Here is a 22,360-nt window from a genome sequence, read left to right as displayed (position 1 = left end):
AGTGAAGTTTATTTAACTTAATTTTCATAATTTAACACTAAATTTAGGGGGAAATATTATGGTAAAGGAAAAGGTGTTGGATCTTGCTAATCATATTAGTAAGAAAAAACGAGGATCGAAAAATGAGATAAAAGCTGAAGATCCAGAATATAGAATATTAGAACCGGTTGTTACGGAAGAAATGGCAGAAGTAGCTCTTTGTATGAAAATAAGAAAAAAAAGTACAGCAAAAGAACTTGCTCCATTATGTGGGAAATCAATAGAAGAAACAGAAAAACTATTATGGGATTTAGCAGTTGCAGGCGTATGCTTTGTAAATAAGATTGATGGTGTTGATAATTATTGGTTTGATACTTGGGTTCCTGGAATCATGGAGATGATGGTCAACAATATAGAAAACGTTAACAAATATCCTCAAATTGCAGAAGCTTTTGAAGCTTATGGAAGAGTAAGAGGACCAAAAACTACAGGGGCATTTCCTGTAGGAGTAGGATTAATGCGTGTTATCCCAATAGAACAAGCTATTGATGGTGAAACCAGAAAAGCGTCTTATGAAGAGGTCTCTAAATACCTTAATGAAAATGATATCTTTACAGTTTCAGACTGTTCTTGCCGTACAGCTAGAAAAGTTATGGGAGAGGGATGTGGTCATTTAGCTGAAGATATGTGCATTCAAATGGGACATGCCGCTGAATATTATATTCGTACAGGAAGAGGTCGCCAAATTACAAGAGAAGAAGCCTTTGAGATAATTAAAAGAGCAGAAGAAAATGGGTTAATGCATCAAATACCTAATTTAGATGGTTCAGGAAAAACTCATGCAATTTGTAATTGTTGTGGATGTTCATGTTTATCTTTAAGAACAGCTGAAATGTTTAAAAATGTAGATATGGTGCGTTCAAATTATGTTTCTCAGGTTGATAAAGAAAAATGTGTTGCCTGTGGAGAATGTGTTGTAAACTGTCCTGTTAATGCTCTTAAGCTAGGGCAAAAGCTATGTTCAGTAAAGCCTATAGAAGTAGAAAAAGTTGAAACTCCACGTGATACAGAATGGGGACCAGAAAAATGGAATCCTAATTATAGAGTTAATAGAAAAAATGTTGTAGATAGTGGCACTAGTCCCTGTAAAACAGAATGTCCAGCTCATATTGCCATTCAAGGGTATATAAAATTAGCTTCTCAAGGAAAATATAAAGAAGCACTTGAATTAATTAAACATGAAAATCCATTTCCAGCAGTATGTGGGCGTATTTGTCCAAGAAAGTGCGAATCTGCATGTACTAGAGGAGATATAGATGATCCTATTGCTATAGATGAAATTAAGAAGTTTATTGCAGATCAAGATTTGAATACAGAAAATAGATATGTGCCAAAGATAAAGCATGATTATAATAAGAAAATTGCAGTTGTAGGAGCAGGTCCAGCAGGCCTTTCATGTGCATTTTATTTAGCAACTGAAGGTTATAAGGTAACTGTATTCGAAAAGCAAAAGGTGCTTGGCGGTATGTTAACTCTTGGGATTCCATCTTTTAGACTAGAAAAGAATGTAGTAAATGCAGAAATAGATGTTTTAAGAGAGTTAGGAGTTGAATTTAAGAGTGGAGTTGAAGTTGGTAAGGATATAACTTTAAATGAGTTAAGGGCTGATGGATATGAAGCATTTTATCTTGCAATTGGAGCTCAAGCAGGAAGGAAAATAGGTATAGAGGGTGAAGAGTCAGAAGGGATAATTACAGGAGTAGATTTCTTACGTAGTGTAAATTTAGGAGAGGATGTTAATCTTAAAGGGAATGTAGTTGTCATAGGTGGTGGTAATGTTGCCATAGATGTTGCCCGAACAGCCACTAGAGTTGGAGGAGAAAGCGTTAATATATTTTGTCTTGAAAGTCTAGAAGAAATGCCAGCTCTTGATGAAGAAATAGAAGAAACTTTATCAGAAGGAATTACTATTAACAATTCATGGGGGCCAAAAAGAATTATTTCGAAAAATGGACATGTTACTGGAATAGAATTTAAGAAATGCATTTCTGTATTTGATGAAAATAATAGATTCAATCCTAAATATGATGAAGACAATACAATGATTATAAAAGCAGATACTATATTACTTTCAGTTGGTCAATCAATTTTTTGGGGAAATTTACTTAATAACAGTAATATAGAGTTAAATAGAAATAATACAATAAAGGGAGATTCATTTACTTATCAAACAGGAGAAAAGGATGTTTTTGCAGGTGGAGATGCATTTACAGGTCCAAGATTTGCAATTGATGCTATTGCAGCAGGTAAAGAAGGGGCAATTTCAATACATCGTTATGTTCATCCAGGACAAAGTTTAGTTATAGGACGAGATAGAAAAGAATATCATTCTATAGATAAAGAAAATATTGAACTAGAAGGATATGATCGTCTACCTAGGCAAAAAGCTAATCACGTGGATGCAGAAAAATCAAAGGAAACATTTAAGGATTTACGTGGTACATTTACTGAAGAACAAATAAAGAAGGAAACTGAACGTTGCCTTAGCTGCGGTGCAACGGTTGTAGACGAATTTTTATGTGTAGGATGTGGGGCTTGCACAACAAAATGTAAGTTTGATGCAATTTCACTTGTTAGAAAATATGACGGAGAAGGGGTAGCTTATGAGGACTTAAAGCCAGTAGTTATTAAGCAAATTCTTAAGCGTAAAGGTAGAATTGCAATTAAAAAGGCTAAAAATATATTTAAAATGAATTAGTGATATTAGGAGAGTTCATATGCATGAGATAGGGGTTCTATTTGAAATTATTAAAACTGTAGAGAATTTTGCAAAACAAAATGATGTAAAAAAAGTTGAAACTTTAGTTTTACAAATTGGAGAACTCTCTTCAATGATTCCAAGATATATGAAAAATCTTTACCCAGCAACAATTGAAGGAACAATATTGCAAGGATCGGAATTAGAGATAGAAATATTGCCCGCTAATGCTTTGTGTAAGGAATGTAATAAAGTATTTAATTTAGTTTCAAATAATGGAATATGCCCAAAGTGTGAAACTAAGGATTGGGAACTGTTAGGTGGTAAAGAATTTTATATAAAAGAGATTGTTTGTTATTAATATAAAAAAATTATAACTGGGGGAATAATAATGTTTAGTTTTAACTATGAAGCGGGAGCTTCTGATTTATCTGTATGGTTAGTTTGGATTGCTATATTCATAATTTTATTTTTACTTAATGAAGTAACAAGGCGTTCAAAAGTTTGTGGATTTATAGCTTTTGTAATATTACCAATGATACTATCTGTTTTATGGTTTACAGTATTGAAAGAGAAAACTTATACTGATTGGTTTCATTTAGCAAAGGTATATTCAGCAACAGCAGGATGTATTGGATTTTGGTGTATAAGGCATTTAAAAGGTAAAAATAAAAAAACAGGAAGGGAATGGAGGCTAGCAGATAATAAAATAGCACTTTGCTTTCCACCTTTGATTCTTGCAATCAATATTTGTGAGGCTGTAGCACGTGATATCCAAGTAGGACTTCAATATGCAGGCGGCGGAATTCTTGCAGACGATGCAATGTATGTGTTAGGCGGTTCATGGAATTATATGAATGCTATTGCAGGTATTTTAAATATAATAACTATTACTGGTTGGTTTGGAATATGTATTCGTAAAAGGACTAATAAAGATAGAAGCAATGACATGATATGGCCTGATATGTTATGGTTCTGGATTATAGCTTATGATTTATGGAATTTTGCATACACTTATAATTGTCTTCCAGGACATTCATGGTATTGCGGTTTTGCATTGTTACTTGCTCCAACAATATGTGCTTTTACTGTTGGGAAAGGTGCATGGCTTCAACATCGTGCACATACATTAGCATTATGGTGTATGTTTGCACAAACCTTCCCAGCATTTATTGATGAAGGCAAATTTGTAGTGTCATCAACCTATAATGAAACACCTTTATTTATTTTCAGTTTGTTAGCACTTCTCGCTAATATTGCAGTTGCTATATATATGATTTATAAAGTAATGAAGACAAAGCGTAATCCATATAAGGGGGAACTTTATACTGATTTAAATAAATATAATGAAGTAAGAGAATTATCTATGTAGCAATAAAAAAAGGTATGTTGCAGGATATATAATTTAAAATATAAAAATCAAAATTAATTACAAAACTAGAATAGGAGCTGATTTACAACAGCTCCTTATTAAATATAAGTAAACACAATAAATTATTTTAAATAAAAGGGAGGAATTTTAAAAATGCACATGGCTGATGCACTAGTTGCACCTACAGTTGCTGGAGTAATGTATTCGTGTTCTGCTTTAGCAACTGGATATTCAATAAAAAAAGTGAGAATGGAAAATGAAACTAAGAAAATTCCAGTAATGGGAGTTATGGGCGCATTTGTATTTGCAGCTCAAATGATTAATTTTACTATTCCGGGGACAGGCTCATCAGGACATATATGTGGAGGAATTTTATTATCTGCATTATTAGGGCCTTTTGCTGGATTCTTGACACTGGGTGGAGTGTTGTTAATACAATGTTTAATGTTTGCAGATGGGGGAATATTAGCTTTAGGAAGCAATATATGGAATATAGCTTTTTATGGATGTTTTATTGGTGCAATGCTTATATGGAAACCTATGATGAGGAAAGGTGCATCTAAGAAAAAAATTATTATAGCATCTATAACAGGATGTGTTTTAACATTACAAATGGGAGCATTTTCTGTAGTTATAGAGACTTTATTCTCTGGAATTACAGAATTACCATTTTCTACTTTTGTTGCAGTTATACAACCAATACATTTAGCAATTGGTTTAATAGAAGGACTTATTACAGCTGCAGTACTTTGTTTTATATATGAAGCAAGGCCAGAATTGCTTTGGGGGATAAATGAAGATGTTAAAAAGACTGTAGGATTAATACCGTTTAAGAAAGTGTTGATAATTATATCATTATTTACTTTGTTAGTAGCTGGAGGTATTTCACTTATGGCATCTGAATATCCTGATGGGCTAGAATGGTCTATTGAGAAAGTTACTGGATCTACAGATATGGAGGCAAATGGGGAAATATATGATAATATGCAAAAGTTACAAGAAGCTACTGCAATCTTGCCAGATTACTCACTTAAAAATTCTGATTCATCAATAGGAACTTCTATATCAGGAGTTATTGGAGGACTTGTAGTTTCGGTATTGTGTATTGGTGGATGCTATACCTTTAAATTTTTCAGAAGGCAAATTATAAAATGAGTAAGTTGAATAATACAATTTATGAAATTAATAATATAGATGCTTTATCAAATGAAGATAAGTGGATGAATAAAATTCATCCACTGATTAAGGTTATCTTAACTATTATATATATTTTATTAGTTGTATCATTCCATAAATATAATATAACAGGAGTTATAGGTATGTTTATATATCCAATAGTTATTTTTATAATTGCTGGTATTTCTTTTAAAGATAGTATAAAAAAAATGAGGTTAGTACTTCCGTTAGTGTGTTTTATGGGTTTGTTTAATCCACTTTTTGATAAAGAAATATTATTTAGTATAAATGGAATTTCTATTTCAGGAGGAATTATTTCCATGAGTACTTTAATGATGAAGGGAATTTTAGCGGTTTTAGCATCTTATATTCTTATAGTTACAACAAATATTGAAAAAATATGCTATGCAATGGAGTGTATATATATACCTAAAATTTTTATAACTCAAGTTCTACTTATCTATAGGTATTTAACAGTATTGCTTAAGGAAGCGAATCAAATTAGTGAAGCATATAGTTTGAGAGCTCCAAATCAAAAAGGAATACATTATAAAGTATGGGGTTCTCTTATGGGTCAACTATTGCTTAGGAGTATGGATAAAGCAGAAAATATATACGAAAGCATGTGCTTAAGAGGGTACACAGGTGAGTTTTCATACGCGCATAATATTAAGTGTAATTCAAAAGATTATGTCTACTTTATTACTTGGCTAACTATATTTATTACCATAAGATTTGTTAATATATCTGAAATAATGGGAAATATACTTTTTTAGGAGGAAAATATGAGTCATATTCATGTAGATGTAGAAAATTTATCTTTTTCTTATGAAAAATCATATCCAATACTAAAGAATATTACATTTACTGCAAAGGAGAATGAATCCATTGGTATTATTGGAGCTAATGGAGTAGGAAAGTCTACAATTTTAAAGTTATTAGTTGGATTAAATTTAAATTATGAAGGTAGCATAAAAATAGAAGATATACCTATACAAAAAAGCACTTTAAGTAGAATTCGTGAAAGAATAGGATATGTATTTCAAGATTCAGACAATCAACTTTTTATGCCTAATGTTTATGAAGAGATAGCATTTGCACCACGGAATTATGGTTTTTCGGAAAAGGAAGTTGAAATGCGAGTGAATTATGCATTAAAAAAAGTTCATATAGAAAATTTGAGAGATAAACAGATATATAAAATGTCTGGTGGTGAAAAAAAACTTGTATCAATAGCTACAATATTTGCTATGAACCCGGATATTATTTTAATGGACGAGCCTACAATTGCATTAGATCCTAGGAATAGAAGGAACTTAATTAATATACTTAATGAATTCGAACATCTTAAAATTATTGCATCTCATGATTTAGATATGATTTTAGATACGTGCACTCGAACAATTCTTATATGTGAAGGAAGAATAGTTAGGGATGGAGATACGAAATCAATTCTTAAAGATAAAGAGTTACTAGAGGCTAATAATTTAGAGCTTCCACTATGCCTACAAAATAATATTTAAATATAAAATATAAAAAACGTATAGTTATTTTTATAATTAAAAAAGCATCTCTTTAAGGAGATGCTTTTTTAATTATAGCTTATGAACATTTACAGCCATGGGACCCTTTTCATTTTCTTGAATATCGAAAGTAACGTTTTCACCTTCGTGTAAATCCTTACCAGGGCCATTTTCTTTAATTTGTGAATGATGTACAAATACATCATTCCCTTGTTCACAAGATATAAATCCATATCCACGTTCATTATCGAACCACTTGACTACACCGGTTATATTAGCCATGAAATTTCCTCCTACTTGAATTTATCATTAAATAGTATTTATCAAAAATTGAATTTTAACACCTTGATAAATAAGGAAATTAAATAATCGAAAAGTATAATAAAAATGAGAAAAAATTAATTATTTTAAATTTATAACAATAAATAACAAAAAATAAATAGATTAAAACTGAATAGTTTTAAATAAAGGAATATAATGAGAAAGGTAGGTTTTATATAAAAATACTAGTAAATTGTATTGAGGAGTGAGATAAATGTTAGATATTCTAGTTAAAGATGGATTGATAGTTGATGGTACAGGAAATCCAGCCTATAAAATGGATATAGGGATTAAAAACGGCAAAATAGTAACAATAAAAGAAAATATAGATAAAGATTGTAAAAAAGTTATAAATGCAAGTGGCTTAGTAATTTCACCAGGATTTATAGACGTACATAGTCATAATGATCTTGTACCTTTTATGGAAGGAGAAATACAAAATTTAAAGATTAAACAAGGAGTTACAACAGAATTAGTCGGGCAGTGTGGATTAGGTGTTATACCTTGTATAGAAGAAGAAAGTAAGATATGGAAAAATTATATTAAAGGAGTTGTTGGAAATCCCAACATAAAAGTCGATTTTAGAGAAGTTAATGATTATTTTAATAAAATAAGTGAAAAAGGATTAAAAAATAATTATTCTGTACTCATTTCTCATGGAGCTGTAAGAGCAAGTGTTATGGAATTTGAGGCAAGAAAGGCATCGAATGATGAAATTGATAGAATGTGTAAAATAATACACAATGCTATGAAGCAAGGTGCATTAGGAATGTCTCTTGGGCTTCAATATATTCCTGGAATATTTAGTACACAAGATGAATTGATAAAATTATGTAAAGTAATTAAAAACTATAATGGAATAGTAATGGTACATGTAAGAAATCATGATAAAAATATAATAGATGCAATAAATGAGGTAATAGAAGTAGCAAGAGTATCAAAAGTAAAAATTCATATTTCACATATGAGGTCGTATGATTCTAATGAGTTGGGATGTAAGGCTGAAAGATTAATAAATATAGTAGATGAGGCTGTTGAAAGTGGGATAAGTATTACATTTGATGAACATCTTTATCTTTCAGGGAGTACTTTGATGACTCAACTTCTACCCCCATGGATAACTAATAAAGGCACTAAAATATTATTAGAAAAGTTAAAAGATAAAGAAATATTAAACACTTTAAAAAAGGAGCTTTTGGATTTAAATGCAAATTATGTTGGTTGGGATAATTATAGTGCAATTTCAGGATGGAATGGGATTTTAATAACATCTTTAAATAAAGAGGAAAACTTAAAATATATAGGGAGAACTGTTGGAGAAATATCCATAGAAAGAAATATTCATCCTATTGATTTTGTAGCTAAACTTCTTATATCAGAAGAAACAGGGGTTGGAATTGTGACACTAAATATTTTTTCGGAGGAAGATACAATAAAATTAATAAATCATCCATTTCAAATGGTAGGTTCCGATAGCATCCCAGCAGGAGAACCACATCCAAGGCTTTATGGAAATTATCCATTGTTTATAGGAAAGTTTGTTAGAGAAAAGAAAGCTATATCTCTTGAAGAAGCTATATATAAATCAACACTTCTTCCAGCAAAAACATTAGGATTAAAAGATATAGGTGAAATTAAAGAAGGAAAAAGAGCGGATATAACTATATTTGATTTTAATAAAATAACAGGATATGAAGATTATAATAATAAAACAAGAAAACCTATAGGAATAAAACATGTTATAGTAAATGGAAATATTGCTATGGAAGATGAAGTAATATCGAATGGAGCATATGGACAAATTTTAAAAATATGAAATAGTTATAAAAATTTATAGAAAAGAAAAAGCTTATTAGTAAAACTCTAATGAGCTTTTTTATTTAAGTAAGAGTTAAATATAAATTATATAATATAGTATTTAAAATAATTATGTTGTCAAAATATAGATGTTTCAAATAATAAATTTTCACGTATAAAATTATTAAATTTCAAAAATTGATTAAAATATAAATTGTTAATAAAAAAAGATATTTAATATAAAAAATCAATTAAAATACTTATTAAATTATTAAATTTTTATATTGACAAGGATAAAAATAACAATATATAATATATAAAAAAGCGAACAATATTATCAGATTGTAAAAAATAATTTTGTTTCTTTGATAAATAAATAATTAGGGGGCGTAATATGAAAAAAGTTAAGAAACTTTTAACCTTGGCATTAGCGATGACGTTGTCAATTAGCTTAGTTGCTTGCGGTGGGGCAAAAAGTACAAGCAATAATTCTAATGGTACACAGACAACACAAGGTTCAGACAAAACTTTAAAAGTTCAATTTGATGTTGAGATTGCATCAATGGATCCTCAAATTGCAACTGATGGTACTTCTTTTGAAGCAATAGCAGCTGTTACAGAAGGAATATATTCTGTGGACAAGGCAGGATCACCAATATTAGCTGCAGCAGAATCAGCAGAAAAGAGTGAAGATGGATTAACTTATACATTTAAATTAAGAGATGCTAAATGGTCAAATGGTACTAAAGTAACAGCAAATGACTTTGTATTTGCCTGGAGACGTTTAGCTGATCCAAAAACAGCTAGTGAATATGCTTTTATGATTGGCATTGCAGGAATTAAAAATGCTGAAGATGTTTTAGCAGGTAAAAAGGGAGTTGAAGAGTTAGGAGTAAAGGCAAAGGATGATAATACTTTGGTAGTAGAACTATCACATCCAGTTACATTCTTTGAATCATTATTATCATTCCCATCATTTTTCCCAGTTAATGAAGAATTTTATAAACAATCTGGAGATAGCTTTGCAACATCACCAAATACTATTTTAGCAAATGGGCCATATAAAATTTCTTCTTATGAACCAGCAGCAACAACAATAGAATTGGTTAAGAATACGGATTATTGGGATGCTGATGCTGTTAAGTTGGATGGGATCAAATTCCAAGTAATAAAAGAAGCTCAACAAACTATGCTTGCATATCAAAATGGTGACTTAGATGTTGCTACACTTGCAGGGGAACAAGTAGAACAATTTAAAGCTGACCCTGAATTTACAAATGTTGCAGCAGGATACCTATGGTATATATCTGTTAATCAAAAGGTAGCAGGATTAGAAAATGAAAATTTACGTAAAGCACTTGCATTAGCTTATGATAAAGATGCTATCGTTAATAATATATTAAAGGATGGTTCTGTTGTAGCAGACTTTGCAGTACCGAAGTTACTAGCTACAGGACCAGATGGAAAAGACTTCCGTGAAACAACTGGAACTTATCTTTCAACAGATAAAGCTAAGGCTTTAGAATTCTATAATAACGCAAAGAAAGAATTAGGAAAAGAAACATTCATATATAAAATGATGGTAGAAGACACTGAATCAGCTCAAAATGTAGCTCAATTTATTCAATCAGAAATTCAAACAACTCTTCCAGGAGTTACAATAGAACTTGAAGTAATGCCTAAAAAGAACAGAGTTGAAAGAATGCAAGCAGGAGACTTTGAATCTGTACTTACTCGTTGGGGTCCTGACTATGCAGATCCAATGACATATTTAGATATGTGGACAACAGATAGTCCTAACAACTACGGTTTTTGGACAAATTCAGAATATGATAAGTTGATTAAATCAGCTAAGGATGGAGAGCTTGCTTTAAACCCTGAAAAAAGATGGGAAGAGTTAAAGAAAGCAGAAAAAATGGTAATGGATGAAGCGGTTATTTTACCTGTATATCAAAAAGGAAATGCTGTTATGATTAAAAAGAGTGTTTCAAGTATTGAATTCCATTCAGTTGGTGTTACTAGAATTTTCAAGAATGTTACTAAGAATTAAATTGTAAAAAAATTTATTATAGTGAAAAGTTAAGAGTGAAAAAGTGAAAAGTTGAGGTGTTTTGCGATGCAAAACTTGAAAGATATAGATTCTAATTCACTTTTTCACTCTTTCCTTTTTCACTTTTCACTTATTATATTACTTTCAGGAGGAATTGCAGATGAAAAAATATTTGCTTAAAAGAATAGCAATTTCCATAACGACACTTTTAGTAATTTTATTAATATTATTTTTAATGCTAGAATTTATGCCAGGATCTCCATTTAATGATGAAAAGTTAACTGCAGATCAAATTGCACTATTAAATCAAAAGTATGGATTAGATCAACCGGTATTTATAAGATTTTTTAATTATATAAAAAATATGCTTACAGGAGATTTTGGAGTTTCTTATACAATTTCAAAGAATACACCAATATCTGCATTATTACAAACACGTTTACCAATATCATTGAGAGTTGGGGGGCAAGCAGTTTTGCTTGGAACTCTAATAGGATTAGTTTTAGGAATAATATCTGCAATAAAGCATAATACGATTTGGGACACTATAACTACTGTAATTTCCGTTTTAGGAGTAAGTTTACCTTCATATGTATTTGCATTAGGATTATCTTATTATTTAGGTTTCAAGGTAACTTTATTTCCACTTTTATATTCAGCAGAAATGCCGCTTAAATCTTCTGTACTTCCAACAATAGCATTATGCATGTTTACAATAGCTACAATAGCTCGTTTTACAAGAACTGAAATGTTAGAAGTTCTTGGCTCAGATTATATGCAGCTTGCAGAAAGTAAAGGAGTAAGTGGAATAAGACTTTTGCTAAGACATGCAGTAAGAAATGCCTTAATTCCAATTATTACTGTTTTAGCACCATTAATAGTAGGACTTATGACTGGTAGCTTGGTAATCGAAAAGATATTCTCTATTCCTGGAATAGGAAGTCTTTTGGTAACTGCAATTCAATCAAATGATTACAATGTAATAGTTGCATTAGCATTTATATACAGCGCAATGTATATAGCAATAATGCTTGTAGTTGATATTTTATATGGAGTTGTTGACCCGAGAATAAGATTAGCAAAGGAGGATAATCATGAGTAAAGAATTTTTAACAGAAAGTATAGAATTTTTAGAAAATGATTTCGAGTTAGTTGGTGAAGAAAATTTAACTAATGTTGATAGAATCTATGCTAGTCAATCTTATTGGAAAGATGTTTTATCACGTCTTAAGAAAAATAAAGGAGCAATACTAGGGCTTATTTGTATTATACTAATTACTTTTATGGCTGTGGTAGGGGTTTGGATGAATGGGCATACATATGATTCACAAACTATAGCACATCAAAACCTTGCACCAAGAATACCATTAATAGAAAATATAGGTATATTTGACGGTGGAGAAAAGATGAATACTTCACAGGGAGCAATTGAAGTTAATAAATATGTATCAGCTAATGGGAGTAAAACAGGACTTGAAGATACTTATTATTGGTTTGGTACAGATGTTTTAGGAAGAGATATATTTACAAGGACATGGATGGGAACAAGGATTTCTCTTTATATTGCATTGATAGCAGTTGCAATTGACATGATATTTGGTTTAAGCTATGGATTGATTTCAGGGTATTTTGGCGGAGCTGTAGATAATGTAATGCAACGTTTTGCAGAAGTATTAAATGGTATTCCAAGTCTTGTAATTGTAACATTGCTAATTATAGTACTAAAGCCTGGGTTATTAACAATAACATTTTCTTTAATGATTACAGGATGGATTGGTATGAATCGTATCGCTAGAGCCCAAATGCTTAAATTAAAAGAACAAGAATTTGTTTTGGCATCTAGAACTTTAGGAGCAAAGAGTTTATTTATTATATTTAAAGAAATTCTTCCAAATATATTAGGAGCAATAATCACAAATACAATGTTTTCTATACCAAATGCTATATTTACAGAAGCGTTTCTAGCTTTTATTGGTTTAGGGGTACCGGCACCAATGGCATCTTTAGGATCATTAATTAGTGATGCATTTAAATCATTCACGACACATCCATATATGATAGTAGCTCCAGTGGTAGTTCTTGCAGTATTAATGCTAAGCTTTAATATGTTAGCAGATGGTGTGCGTGATGCTTTTGATCCTAAAATGAAGGAAATGTAGGAGGTAGGGATAAATGAATAAAGAAAAGGTATTATCAATTAGAGATTTATCCATATCCTTTAAAACATCAGCAGGTATGGTAAATGCCATTCGTGGAGTTAAGTTAGATTTATATAGGGGAGAAACTCTAGCTATAGTAGGTGAAAGTGGTAGTGGTAAATCAGTTACTATGAAGGCTGCTATGGGTATATTAAGTAGTAATGGTGAAGTTAATTCGGGAAGTATTAATTTTACTTATTACAGAGATAATAAAAAAGTTGAAGTTGATATTTTAAAATTGTCAAAGAAGGAAATGAGAACAAGAATAAATGGAAAGCGAATAGCGATGATATTCCAAGATCCTATGACTTCTTTAAATCCAACCATGACAATTGGAGCGCAAATTATGGAGGGGATGATTTGGCATTATAAGACTCCTAAAAGAGAGGCTCAGAAAAAGGCTATTGAGTTGTTAGAACTTGTTGGTATTACTAATGCTGAAAAACGTATGAAAAACTATCCTCATCAACTTTCAGGAGGAATGAGACAAAGAGTTGTTATAGCTATAGCACTTGCTTGTAATCCTGATTTACTAATATGTGATGAACCTACAACTGCGTTAGATGTAACTATACAAGCAAAAATTTTGGAATTAATAAAAGATCTTCAAAGGAAATTAAATATATCTGTAATATATATAACACATGATCTTGGAGTTGTGGCAAAGGTAGCTGATTATGTAGCAGTTATGTATGCTGGCAAAATAGTAGAAAAAGGTAATGTAGATGAAATATTTTATGATCCAAGGCACCCATACACTTGGGGGTTATTATCAGCTATGCCAGATATAGATACTACGGACGATAAACTTTATACAATACCAGGAACACCAGCTAATTTATTAAATAAGGTAGAAGGGGATGCTTTTTCGCCAAGAAATATTTATGCATTAAATATTGACAACCGTATTGAGCCTCCAATGTTTAAGATTACTGATACTCACTATGCAGCAACTTGGTTATTACATGAGAATTCACCAAAAGTTGAAATGCCAGAAGAGTTAAGAAGTAGAATAGATAGAATGTTAAAGGAGGCGTATGTAGATGCAAAATAAGCAGCCTTTACTAGAAGTAAAAAACTTAAAACAACATTTTAAGGTAAGTAGAAAATTTACTGTAAAAGCAGTAAATGGTGTTTCTTTTGAAATATACCCAGGAGAAACTTATGGTCTTGTTGGAGAGTCTGGAAGTGGAAAATCCACAATTGGGCGTTCAATAATCAGATTATATGATCCGACAGCTGGAGAAATAAAATTTGATGGTGCAAATATATCTGGAAAGTTATCAGAAAAGGAAAATAAGCATTTGAGAACTAATATGCAAATGATTTTCCAAGATCCTATGGCTTGTTTAAATCCCCGTAAGAAGGTATTAGATATTATTGCACAAGGTTTAGATATCCATAATTTATATAGAAATAAAGAAGAACGAAATGAAAAGGTATATAAGATATTAGAGAAGGTAGGATTGTCCAAAGAACATGCAAATAGATATCCTCATCAATTTTCGGGAGGACAAAGGCAACGTATAGGAATTGCAAGAGCACTTATAATGAATCCGAAACTTATTATAGCTGATGAAGCAATTAGTGCCTTAGATGTTTCTATTCAAGCACAAGTTGTAAACTTAATGAAAGAAATTCAAAATGAAACTAATACGGCACTTCTATTTATAGCCCATGATTTATCAATGGTAAAGTATATTTCAAATAGAATAGGGGTACTTCATTTGGGGTATTTGCTTGAAACTGGAACAACAGAAGAAATTTTTTCAAACCCAATTCATCCTTATACTAAATCCTTAATATCAGCGATACCACATCCAAATCCAAATGTAGAAAAATCAAGGATATCGGAATCTTATGATTATGAAACTAGTGGAATAGATTATTCGAAAGGGGTAAATAAACATATAGACGGAACACATTATGTACTAGCTACAGATGAAGAGTTTAATAGATGGATATAAAATTCATAATACGACAATGTTAATACGCTCCTTTAATATATATTAAATATCCTATGAGTAACAATTTAGAAGTTATTCATAGGATATTTTTATATAAATAAATTAATTTTATATTTAAGTAAATAATAATTATATAGCCAGGATATTTACAATAAAGATGAATAAAATATTAACATAGTGTAAAAATGATTTAATAATAATAAAAAAAATATGATAATATTGTATAATTATATTATAAGTTAAGTAAAACAATAAAAGAAAGGGATGATACATGTTTGAATTTATTAACTGAAAAAATAAGAGAAGTATTAATGTCTGTTCTGCCAATAACTATAATAGTATTAATCTTAAACTTTACGTTAACACCTATAGATATGAACTTATTAATTAGATTTATGATTGGAACGGTGGCAATTGTTATAGGTTTATCTATATTCTTAGTTGGAGTAGATATTGGAGTAACGCCTATAGGGAATATAATGGGAACGAATATAGCAAAAACCAATAAGCTTTGGATAGTTATTGTAGCAGGATTATTACTTGGATTTTTTATATCTGTAGCTGAGCCGGATTTACAAATTCTTGGAGGACAAGTAGAATTTGTTACATCAGGATTAGTATCTAAATGGCTTATAGTAGCAATTGTTTCTATAGGAATAGCTATTATGCTTTCTTTGGGATTAGGGAGAATAGTATATAATTTTCCTTTATATAAATTATTAACTATTATATATGGATTTATTTTAGTACTTGCATTATTTACATCTCCAGAATTTTTAGCAATATCTTTTGATGCATCAGGAGCTACAACAGGAGCAATGACAGTTCCATTTATTTTAGCACTAGCAACAGGAGTTTCCCGTCTGAAAAAGGATAGTAAGTCATCAGAAAAGGATAGTTTTGGATTAGTTGCTATAGCATCTACTGGTGCTATTATATCAGTAATGTTAATGAGTATTTTATCTAAGACAGACCAAGTTACAGGAAGCCTTGAAGGATCAGAGGTAATATCTACATCAATTATTTTACCATTTATTGAGAAAATACCAGTAATAACATTTGAAATATTATTAGCATTATTACCAATATTGATTATTTTCATTATTTTTCAAAAAGTAAAGTTTAAATTATCAAAAAGATTATTTAGAAAAGTCTTATTTGGGATGCTATTTACATTTATAGGATTAGTCATATTTTTAGTTGGAGTAAATGCAGGTTTTATGGATGTAGGAACTGTAGTTGGTAAAAGTATAGCTGCATTGGACAATAAAATATATGTTATTATTGTAGGTTTTGTATTAGGGTTTGTTACAATATTGGCTGAACCAGCAGTTTATGTATTGACACATCAAATAGAAGATGTTACAAGTGGCTATGTAAAAAGAAAAGTTGTAATGTTCACACTTGCAATAGGAGTAGGTTTTGCTGTAGCGCTATCCATGGTAAGAATATTAGTACCTGAAGTTAAATTATGGCATTACTTATTGCCTGGATATTTAGTCTCAATTGCAATGAGCTATTTTGTACCGAAATTATTTGTTGGAATGGCCTTTGATTCAGGAGGAGTTGCATCAGGACCGATGACAGCTACATTCATATTAGCCTTTGCTCAAGGTGTAGCAGAAGCTATTGAAGGTGCAGATGTTCTTATAGATGGATTTGGTATGATTGCAATGGTTGCAATGACACCTATAATCGCATTACAAATACTAGGATTTATCTTTAAAATTAAATCCAGAAAAGGAGGAATTGTTGATGATGTCCAATAGCCTTGAATCTAAAGGTATGGAGCTTATTTATTTTATAGTCAATTTTGGGTTAGGAAGTAAATTGATACAGAGAGCAAAATATCACGGTGTTTCTGGGGGAACTATATTTTTAGGAAGAGGGACAGTTAATAATAAAATTTTAGATTATTTAGGTCTATCAGATATAAGAAAAGAAATTGTTCTTATGGTTGCTGATAGTGATACTGTTATTAAATCTTTAAAAGAGTTAGATGAAGAATTTAAGTTTGAAAAGCCAAATCATGGGATAGTATTTACTACTTCTATATCAAATATTTTAGGAACAAGAAGGTATAAAAGCGATAATATTAGTAAAGAAAGAGGTGTAGAAAATATAATGTATAATTCTATAACTGCTATAGTGGAAAAAGGCAGAGCAGAAGATGTTATAGATGCAGCCACTAAAGCAGGAGCAAAAGGTGGAACAATAATAAATGCTAGAGGTTCTGGCATCCATGAAACAAGTAAAGTGTTTGCTATGGAAATAGAACCTGAAAAAGAAATAGTTATGATTATATCTAAGAATGATAAAACAGAGGCAATTATAGCTTCTATAAGAAAAGAGCTTGAAATGGATAAGCCGGGAAATGGCATTATTTTCACACAAGATATAAATAAAACTTATGGTTTATATGAGTAAAAATAATATTAATATAAAATTATGGTTAAAAATATATATGTTTTAATTAATATATTGACAATTAACATTTCCAAATATATACTTCAAATATAACTTAATAATATGAGGTGATTATATAAAATGTTAATTTAGTCTTATCCAACAAATTAAAATCAATACGAATAAAATAAAAGACATCTTCCAAAATAAAAGATGTTGATTAGTGTTGAATTTAAACTGCTAAGTAATTATGGATAGGATTATAAAACATTATAGCATCTTATTATATTAAATATAAATTTAATTATTAAAAAATAATAAAGTTGTATTAAATAAAGTATATGTTAATGTTATACCCTTCCAAACTAGCAATTTGGAAGGGTTTTTTATTTAATTTTAGAGAAAGGAATTAAAAATATTATGACAAATATACAGAAAGATTGGAAGAAAAATTCTATATTATTTTTAACAAGTCAAACTATATCTTTATTTGGATCTATGCTTGTTCAATATGCCATCACTTGGTATATTACATTAACTACACAATCAGGAGCTATGATGACAATAGCTATCATATGTGGGTTTTTACCATCATTTTTTATTTCACCATTTGCTGGAGTATGGGCTGATAGATATAATAGAAAATTGCTGATAATTTTAGCTGATTCTATGATAGCTATAGTTACATTAGGATTGGCTATAATATTCCTTTTAGGATATGATTCTTCTTGGATGTTATTTCTAGTGTTGGGAATAAGGTCATTAGGAACGGGTATTCAAACACCAGCTGTTGGAGCTTTTATACCTCAAATTGTTCCAGAAGATAAACTTACTAAAATAAATGGAATAAATAGTAGCATACAATCATTAACAATGCTAATATGTCCTATGCTTAGTGGAGCTTTATTAAGTATGGCCACAATTGAAGCAATATTTTTTATTGATGTTATAACAGCTGGTATAGCAGTATTCACATTATTAATATTTCTTAAAGTGAAAGCTCATGCTAAGGCATTGGAAGCACAAAAAACTACTTATTTTAATGACATGAAGCAAGGAATAATTTATATTAACAATCATAATTATGTTAAAAAGTTCATGGTTTTTTGTACTATTTTCTTTTTATTAGCAGCACCTATTTCGTTTCTGACTCCATTGCAAGTAACCCGTAGTTTTGGAAATGATATTTGGAGACTAACAGCTATAGAAATAACCTTTTCTATAGGTATGATGGGAGGCGGAATTTTTATGGCATATTGGGGAGGATTTAAAAATAGGGTGCATACTATGGTATTATCAGTAGCTATCATTGGAATTGGTACATTCCTTTTAGGAATTGTTTCAATCTTTTGGATATATTTAAGTATTATGGCTTTAGTAGGTATTGCCATGCCTATTTTTAATACACCATCAACAGTATTATTACAGGAAAAGGTAGAGGTAGATTTTCAAGGGCGAGTTTTTGGTGTTCTTGGAATGATATCAAGTATAATGATGCCAGCAGGAATGTTAATTTTTGGACCTATATCAGATATTATTAAAATAGAATGGCTGCTTATAATAACAGGAATATTTTTATTTATTCAAAGTATTTTCATGATAAAAGATAAGGTTCTAATAGCGGCAGGGGAGTAATAATTAATAATTTCAAATTATTGATTTTTATTATCACAAAACTTAAAATTAACTTATATCTTATAGAATAATTTAATTTTGTTGACATTTAAAAACTATCTGCATATAATGAATTTATAATATACATTAATCCGATAGGAATTATAGACAATGATGAGAAGAGTAGATTGTGGAAAGCTTACAGAGAAAACCTCCTTGGCTGGAAGAGGTTTAAGCGGAACTTAATTGAAGTGCATCTCTGAGTCCTGAATCGAAAAATATAGTAGACTTCAGCGGGACGCCCGTTATAGCGAATAGGTATATCTGTACCAATAATTAATGAGATTCATGAATTTTCATGAAAATCAGAGTGGAACCACGAAGCTAACTTCGTCTCTGAAAGTGAGATGAAGTTTTTTTTATCTCTCAAAAGTCCGGAATTTGGGAAATAAGTATATAAATAACTTTAATTATAATTAATATATTATTTGAGGAGGATTAATAATGAAATTCAAAAAAATATCAAAAATATTAGTAGGGTTAATGACTGCTACCTTTGTATTTGTTGGATGTGGAAATGCTAATAAGGGTGACGAAAGTTCAGCTGGAAGCAAAACCTCAACCCAATCAGACACATTTATTTATGGAATTGAAGGGGATCCTGGTAATTCTGTAAATGTAATAACAACAAGTGATAGATTTGGATTAATGCAAATAAAATTAACTTACTCACCATTATACATGTATAATGCAGATGGAATTAACTATTTCCTTGCAGAAAGCATGGAGGAATCTGAAGATCATTTAACTTATACTGCGAAGTTAAAAAAGGATGTTAAGTGGAGTGATGGAGAGCAATTTACTGCAGATGATGTAGTATTCACATATAATGAAATGTTAAAGGAAGAAAATGCTGGATGGGCATATAGTCAATTAATTTTTAATGGCAAACCAGTTAAAATTGAAAAAGTTGATGATTATACTGTTAACTTTGTACTTCCAGAAGTTAGTGCTCCTGCAATGGAACTTTTAGCTAATATATTTATAATGCCTAAGCATATATATGAAGGTGAAAGTAATTTTGCAAATAGTGAAAAAAATGCTACACCTGTTGGTACTGGTCCATATATATTAGAAGAATATAAAGCTGGACAATACGTTAAATTTGTTAAGAATGAAAATTATTTTTTAGGCAAACCACAAATTTCTAATGTTATTTTTAGAACAATACAAGATGCTAATACAGCTAAGCTTTCTTTACAAAAAGGAGAAATAAATGCATTAGTGGTTCAATCAAGTGATTTAGACGGATTAATGAATGATAGTCTAGCTTCCTATACTTATGATGAAGGTAGAATAGCTTATATGGTTCTTAATTCTAATTCTCCAAAACTTCAAGATAAAAAAGTAAGACAAGCTATATTCTATGCATTGAATAGAACTGATTTAATTAATGCTGCTTTTGGATCAGAAGAATATGCAGCTAAAGCTTATACATTTTTACCAAATGAAAATAGCTTCCATACAGATAATGTTGAGAAATATGAATATAACTTAGAAAAAGCTAAGCAACTTTTAGGAGAAGCAGGAGTTTCTGGGCTTAAGCTTAAGCTTGGATATCCTGGAACTAATGTACCTTATCAAAAAGATGCAGCAATAATTCAACAAAATCTTAAGGCAGTGGGAATAGATCTTGAACTTGCAGCTGGTGAAGATGCAGCAATAAGCCAAGAAATGAAAAATGCACAAAGTACTAATTATGATATGTTCCTTGGTGGGTATATTATGGGAATAGATCCAGATACATTCAACTCATTATTTACATCTGAAAGCTTATTTAACTATAGTCACTATAAAGATACAGAAATAGATGATTTATTTAATGCTGGAAGAGTTGAAACGGATGGAGCTAAGAGACAAGAAATATATACTAAAATCCAACAAAGGCTTCAAGATAATGCATACTTCTATCCAATTCTTGAAAATAAAAGAATTTTAGTTATGAGTTCTAATGTAGCGGGAGTAGAAGAAGCTAAATTAGTGCCAGTATATACATTTGAAGATATGTCAAAATTATATCTTAAATAATAGCAATTAAATAATTGACAGTTGGCGATTTTATATAGTCAACTGTCAACTGATTTATAATATTATTTATGAATGTTATATATTATAGTTTAATATAAATTAGTAAATTTATATTTTTAGAATCAAAATTTATTAAAAAGGAAGTGAGAATAAGTGGCAAGATATATATTAAAAAGAATTCTCCAAGCCATTCCATTGATTTTAATAATTTCTATAATAAGTTTTATATTAATTCAGATGGCGCCTTATGATGCTATTGACGCAATGACAACGCCTAAAATGCCACAAGAGACAATTGATATTATAAAAGTCAGGTATGGGCTTGACAAACCTGTATATATTCAATATTTATTATGGCTTAAAAATATATTAAGTGGTGATTTTGGATATTCAATAGTTAATCATGAAAGTATTTCAAGCGCTTTAGCAACAAGACTGCCAGCAACTATCTCTCTTGTTTTACCAGCATATTTAATTGCTCTTATTATTGCAATAGTACTTGGTTTAGTTGCAGGTTCAAATAAAAATAAACTAGTGGATAAAATTATAGATAGCTTTTGTTCAATAGGTATAGCTACACCTAGTTTTTGGTTTGCGATGATACTAATATTCATATTTGGATATAAACTTTCTATCCTTCCTATATTAGGAATGAATACTATTGGAAGAGAAAATTCATTTTCTGATTTTTTACTTCATCTTATAATGCCGTGTACTGTTTTGGTTATTGCATATTTACCAGAATTAATAAGGTATGTAAGATCATCTACTATAGGGCAAATTTCTGAAGACTATGCAATGGTACAAAATGCTTTTGGTGCAAGTAAAAAGGAAATATTATTTAAGCATGTATGTAAAAATGTACTTCTACCTGTAATTACAAAGGTTGGTATGGCATTACCTATGTTAGTTACAGGTGCAATGATAACGGAAACAGTATTTGGATGGCCTGGAATTGGACCATACTTTGTAAATGCAGTTCGTGGGCTAGATTATCCTGTTGTTATGGCTATTTTACTATTGTCATCATCATTAGTTATATTAGGTAATCTTTTATCTGATATATTATATTGTCTAATTGACCCTAGAATAAAGGAAATGGGGTAGACGT

Annotated in this window: 18 protein-coding genes and 1 other annotated feature; of the genes, 17 read left to right on the top strand and 1 reads right to left on the bottom strand. The window is 30.3% G+C overall.

Annotation, left to right across the window (positions count from 1 at the left end; all coding sequences use genetic code 11):
* The first annotated feature begins 58 nt into the window (after positions 1–58).
* From ABDZ60_RS03625 to ABDZ60_RS03600, 6 genes are all read left to right on the top strand, one after another.
* The gene (locus ABDZ60_RS03625) at positions 59–2,737 is read left to right on the top strand and encodes an FAD-dependent oxidoreductase (protein ID WP_343776103.1); all 2,679 of its coding nucleotides are present in this window, start codon (positions 59–61) and stop codon (positions 2,735–2,737) included.
* Between the two features lie 19 nt (positions 2,738–2,756).
* Positions 2,757–3,098, top strand: coding sequence for a hydrogenase maturation nickel metallochaperone HypA/HybF (locus ABDZ60_RS03620; protein ID WP_016208124.1), 342 nt, complete (start codon positions 2,757–2,759; stop codon positions 3,096–3,098).
* Between the two features lie 30 nt (positions 3,099–3,128).
* Positions 3,129–4,109 (top strand): DUF5692 family protein, encoded by a 981-nt coding sequence (locus ABDZ60_RS03615; protein WP_047001218.1) that lies wholly within the window; start codon positions 3,129–3,131, stop codon positions 4,107–4,109.
* A gap of 153 nt (positions 4,110–4,262) precedes the next feature.
* Positions 4,263–5,264 (top strand): energy-coupling factor ABC transporter permease, encoded by a 1,002-nt coding sequence (locus ABDZ60_RS03610; protein ID WP_343776100.1) that lies wholly within the window; start codon positions 4,263–4,265, stop codon positions 5,262–5,264.
* Positions 5,261–6,061, top strand: coding sequence for a cobalt ECF transporter T component CbiQ (gene cbiQ, locus ABDZ60_RS03605; protein WP_343776098.1), 801 nt, complete (start codon positions 5,261–5,263; stop codon positions 6,059–6,061). The genes ABDZ60_RS03610 and cbiQ overlap by 4 nt, the downstream gene beginning before the upstream one ends.
* A 9-nt stretch (positions 6,062–6,070) precedes the next feature.
* Positions 6,071–6,808, top strand: coding sequence for an energy-coupling factor ABC transporter ATP-binding protein (locus ABDZ60_RS03600; RefSeq protein WP_016208120.1), 738 nt, complete (start codon positions 6,071–6,073; stop codon positions 6,806–6,808).
* Positions 6,809–6,880: 72 nt separating this feature from the next.
* On the opposite strand, the gene ABDZ60_RS03595 is transcribed toward ABDZ60_RS03600, so the two are convergent.
* Positions 6,881–7,090, bottom strand: coding sequence for a cold-shock protein (locus ABDZ60_RS03595; protein ID WP_047001214.1), 210 nt, complete (start codon positions 7,088–7,090; stop codon positions 6,881–6,883).
* Positions 7,091–7,343: 253 nt separating this feature from the next.
* On the opposite strand from ABDZ60_RS03595, the gene ABDZ60_RS03590 reads away from it, so the two are divergent.
* The 11 genes from ABDZ60_RS03590 to ABDZ60_RS03540 all read left to right on the top strand — a co-directional run bounded on the left by ABDZ60_RS03590 (position 7,344) and on the right by ABDZ60_RS03540 (position 22,356).
* Positions 7,344–8,945, top strand: a complete 1,602-nt coding sequence (locus tag ABDZ60_RS03590; protein ID WP_343776093.1) for an N-acyl-D-amino-acid deacylase family protein — start codon at positions 7,344–7,346, stop codon at positions 8,943–8,945.
* 375 nt (positions 8,946–9,320) lie between these two features.
* Entirely contained in the window at positions 9,321–10,976 is a 1,656-nt protein-coding gene (locus ABDZ60_RS03585; protein WP_343776092.1) for a peptide ABC transporter substrate-binding protein, read from the top strand.
* A 160-nt stretch (positions 10,977–11,136) separates the two neighbouring features.
* The gene (locus ABDZ60_RS03580; protein WP_343776090.1) at positions 11,137–12,078 is read left to right on the top strand and encodes an ABC transporter permease; all 942 of its coding nucleotides are present in this window, start codon (positions 11,137–11,139) and stop codon (positions 12,076–12,078) included.
* Positions 12,071–13,135, top strand: coding sequence for an oligopeptide ABC transporter permease (gene opp3C, locus ABDZ60_RS03575; protein WP_343776088.1), 1,065 nt, complete (start codon positions 12,071–12,073; stop codon positions 13,133–13,135). The genes ABDZ60_RS03580 and opp3C overlap by 8 nt, the downstream gene beginning before the upstream one ends.
* A 13-nt stretch (positions 13,136–13,148) precedes the next feature.
* Positions 13,149–14,228 (top strand): ABC transporter ATP-binding protein, encoded by a 1,080-nt coding sequence (locus ABDZ60_RS03570; protein WP_016208114.1) that lies wholly within the window; start codon positions 13,149–13,151, stop codon positions 14,226–14,228.
* Entirely contained in the window at positions 14,218–15,141 is a 924-nt protein-coding gene (locus ABDZ60_RS03565) for an ABC transporter ATP-binding protein (protein ID WP_016208113.1), read from the top strand. Before ABDZ60_RS03570 ends, ABDZ60_RS03565 begins: the two co-directional genes overlap by 11 nt.
* Before the next feature lie 275 nt (positions 15,142–15,416).
* On the top strand, positions 15,417–16,910 hold the full coding sequence (locus ABDZ60_RS03560; protein WP_343776085.1) for a DUF1538 domain-containing protein: 1,494 nt from the start codon (positions 15,417–15,419) through the stop codon (positions 16,908–16,910).
* Complete coding sequence (locus ABDZ60_RS03555; protein ID WP_343776083.1) at positions 16,897–17,568, top strand: P-II family nitrogen regulator; 672 nt, start codon at positions 16,897–16,899, stop codon at positions 17,566–17,568. Before ABDZ60_RS03560 ends, ABDZ60_RS03555 begins: the two co-directional genes overlap by 14 nt.
* A 399-nt stretch (positions 17,569–17,967) precedes the next feature.
* Complete coding sequence (locus tag ABDZ60_RS03550; protein ID WP_343776081.1) at positions 17,968–19,182, top strand: MFS transporter; 1,215 nt, start codon at positions 17,968–17,970, stop codon at positions 19,180–19,182.
* A 141-nt stretch (positions 19,183–19,323) separates the two neighbouring features.
* Positions 19,324–19,562 (top strand) — a binding site (T-box leader).
* A gap of 103 nt (positions 19,563–19,665) precedes the next feature.
* Positions 19,666–21,249 (top strand): ABC transporter substrate-binding protein, encoded by a 1,584-nt coding sequence (locus ABDZ60_RS03545; protein WP_343776079.1) that lies wholly within the window; start codon positions 19,666–19,668, stop codon positions 21,247–21,249.
* A gap of 153 nt (positions 21,250–21,402) precedes the next feature.
* Positions 21,403–22,356 carry an ABC transporter permease gene (locus tag ABDZ60_RS03540; protein WP_343776077.1) on the top strand — a complete coding sequence of 318 codons (954 nt, stop codon included), beginning with the start codon at positions 21,403–21,405 and terminating at the stop codon, positions 22,354–22,356.
* Positions 22,357–22,360 lie beyond the last annotated feature (4 nt).

Origin of the sequence: Clostridium sartagoforme (assembly GCF_039521405.1) — a bacterium.
GTDB classification, from domain to species: Bacteria; Bacillota; Clostridia; order Clostridiales; family Clostridiaceae; genus Clostridium; species Clostridium sartagoforme.
Note: the sequence above shows the minus strand (reverse complement) of the source record. Positions and strands in the feature narration are given on the sequence as shown.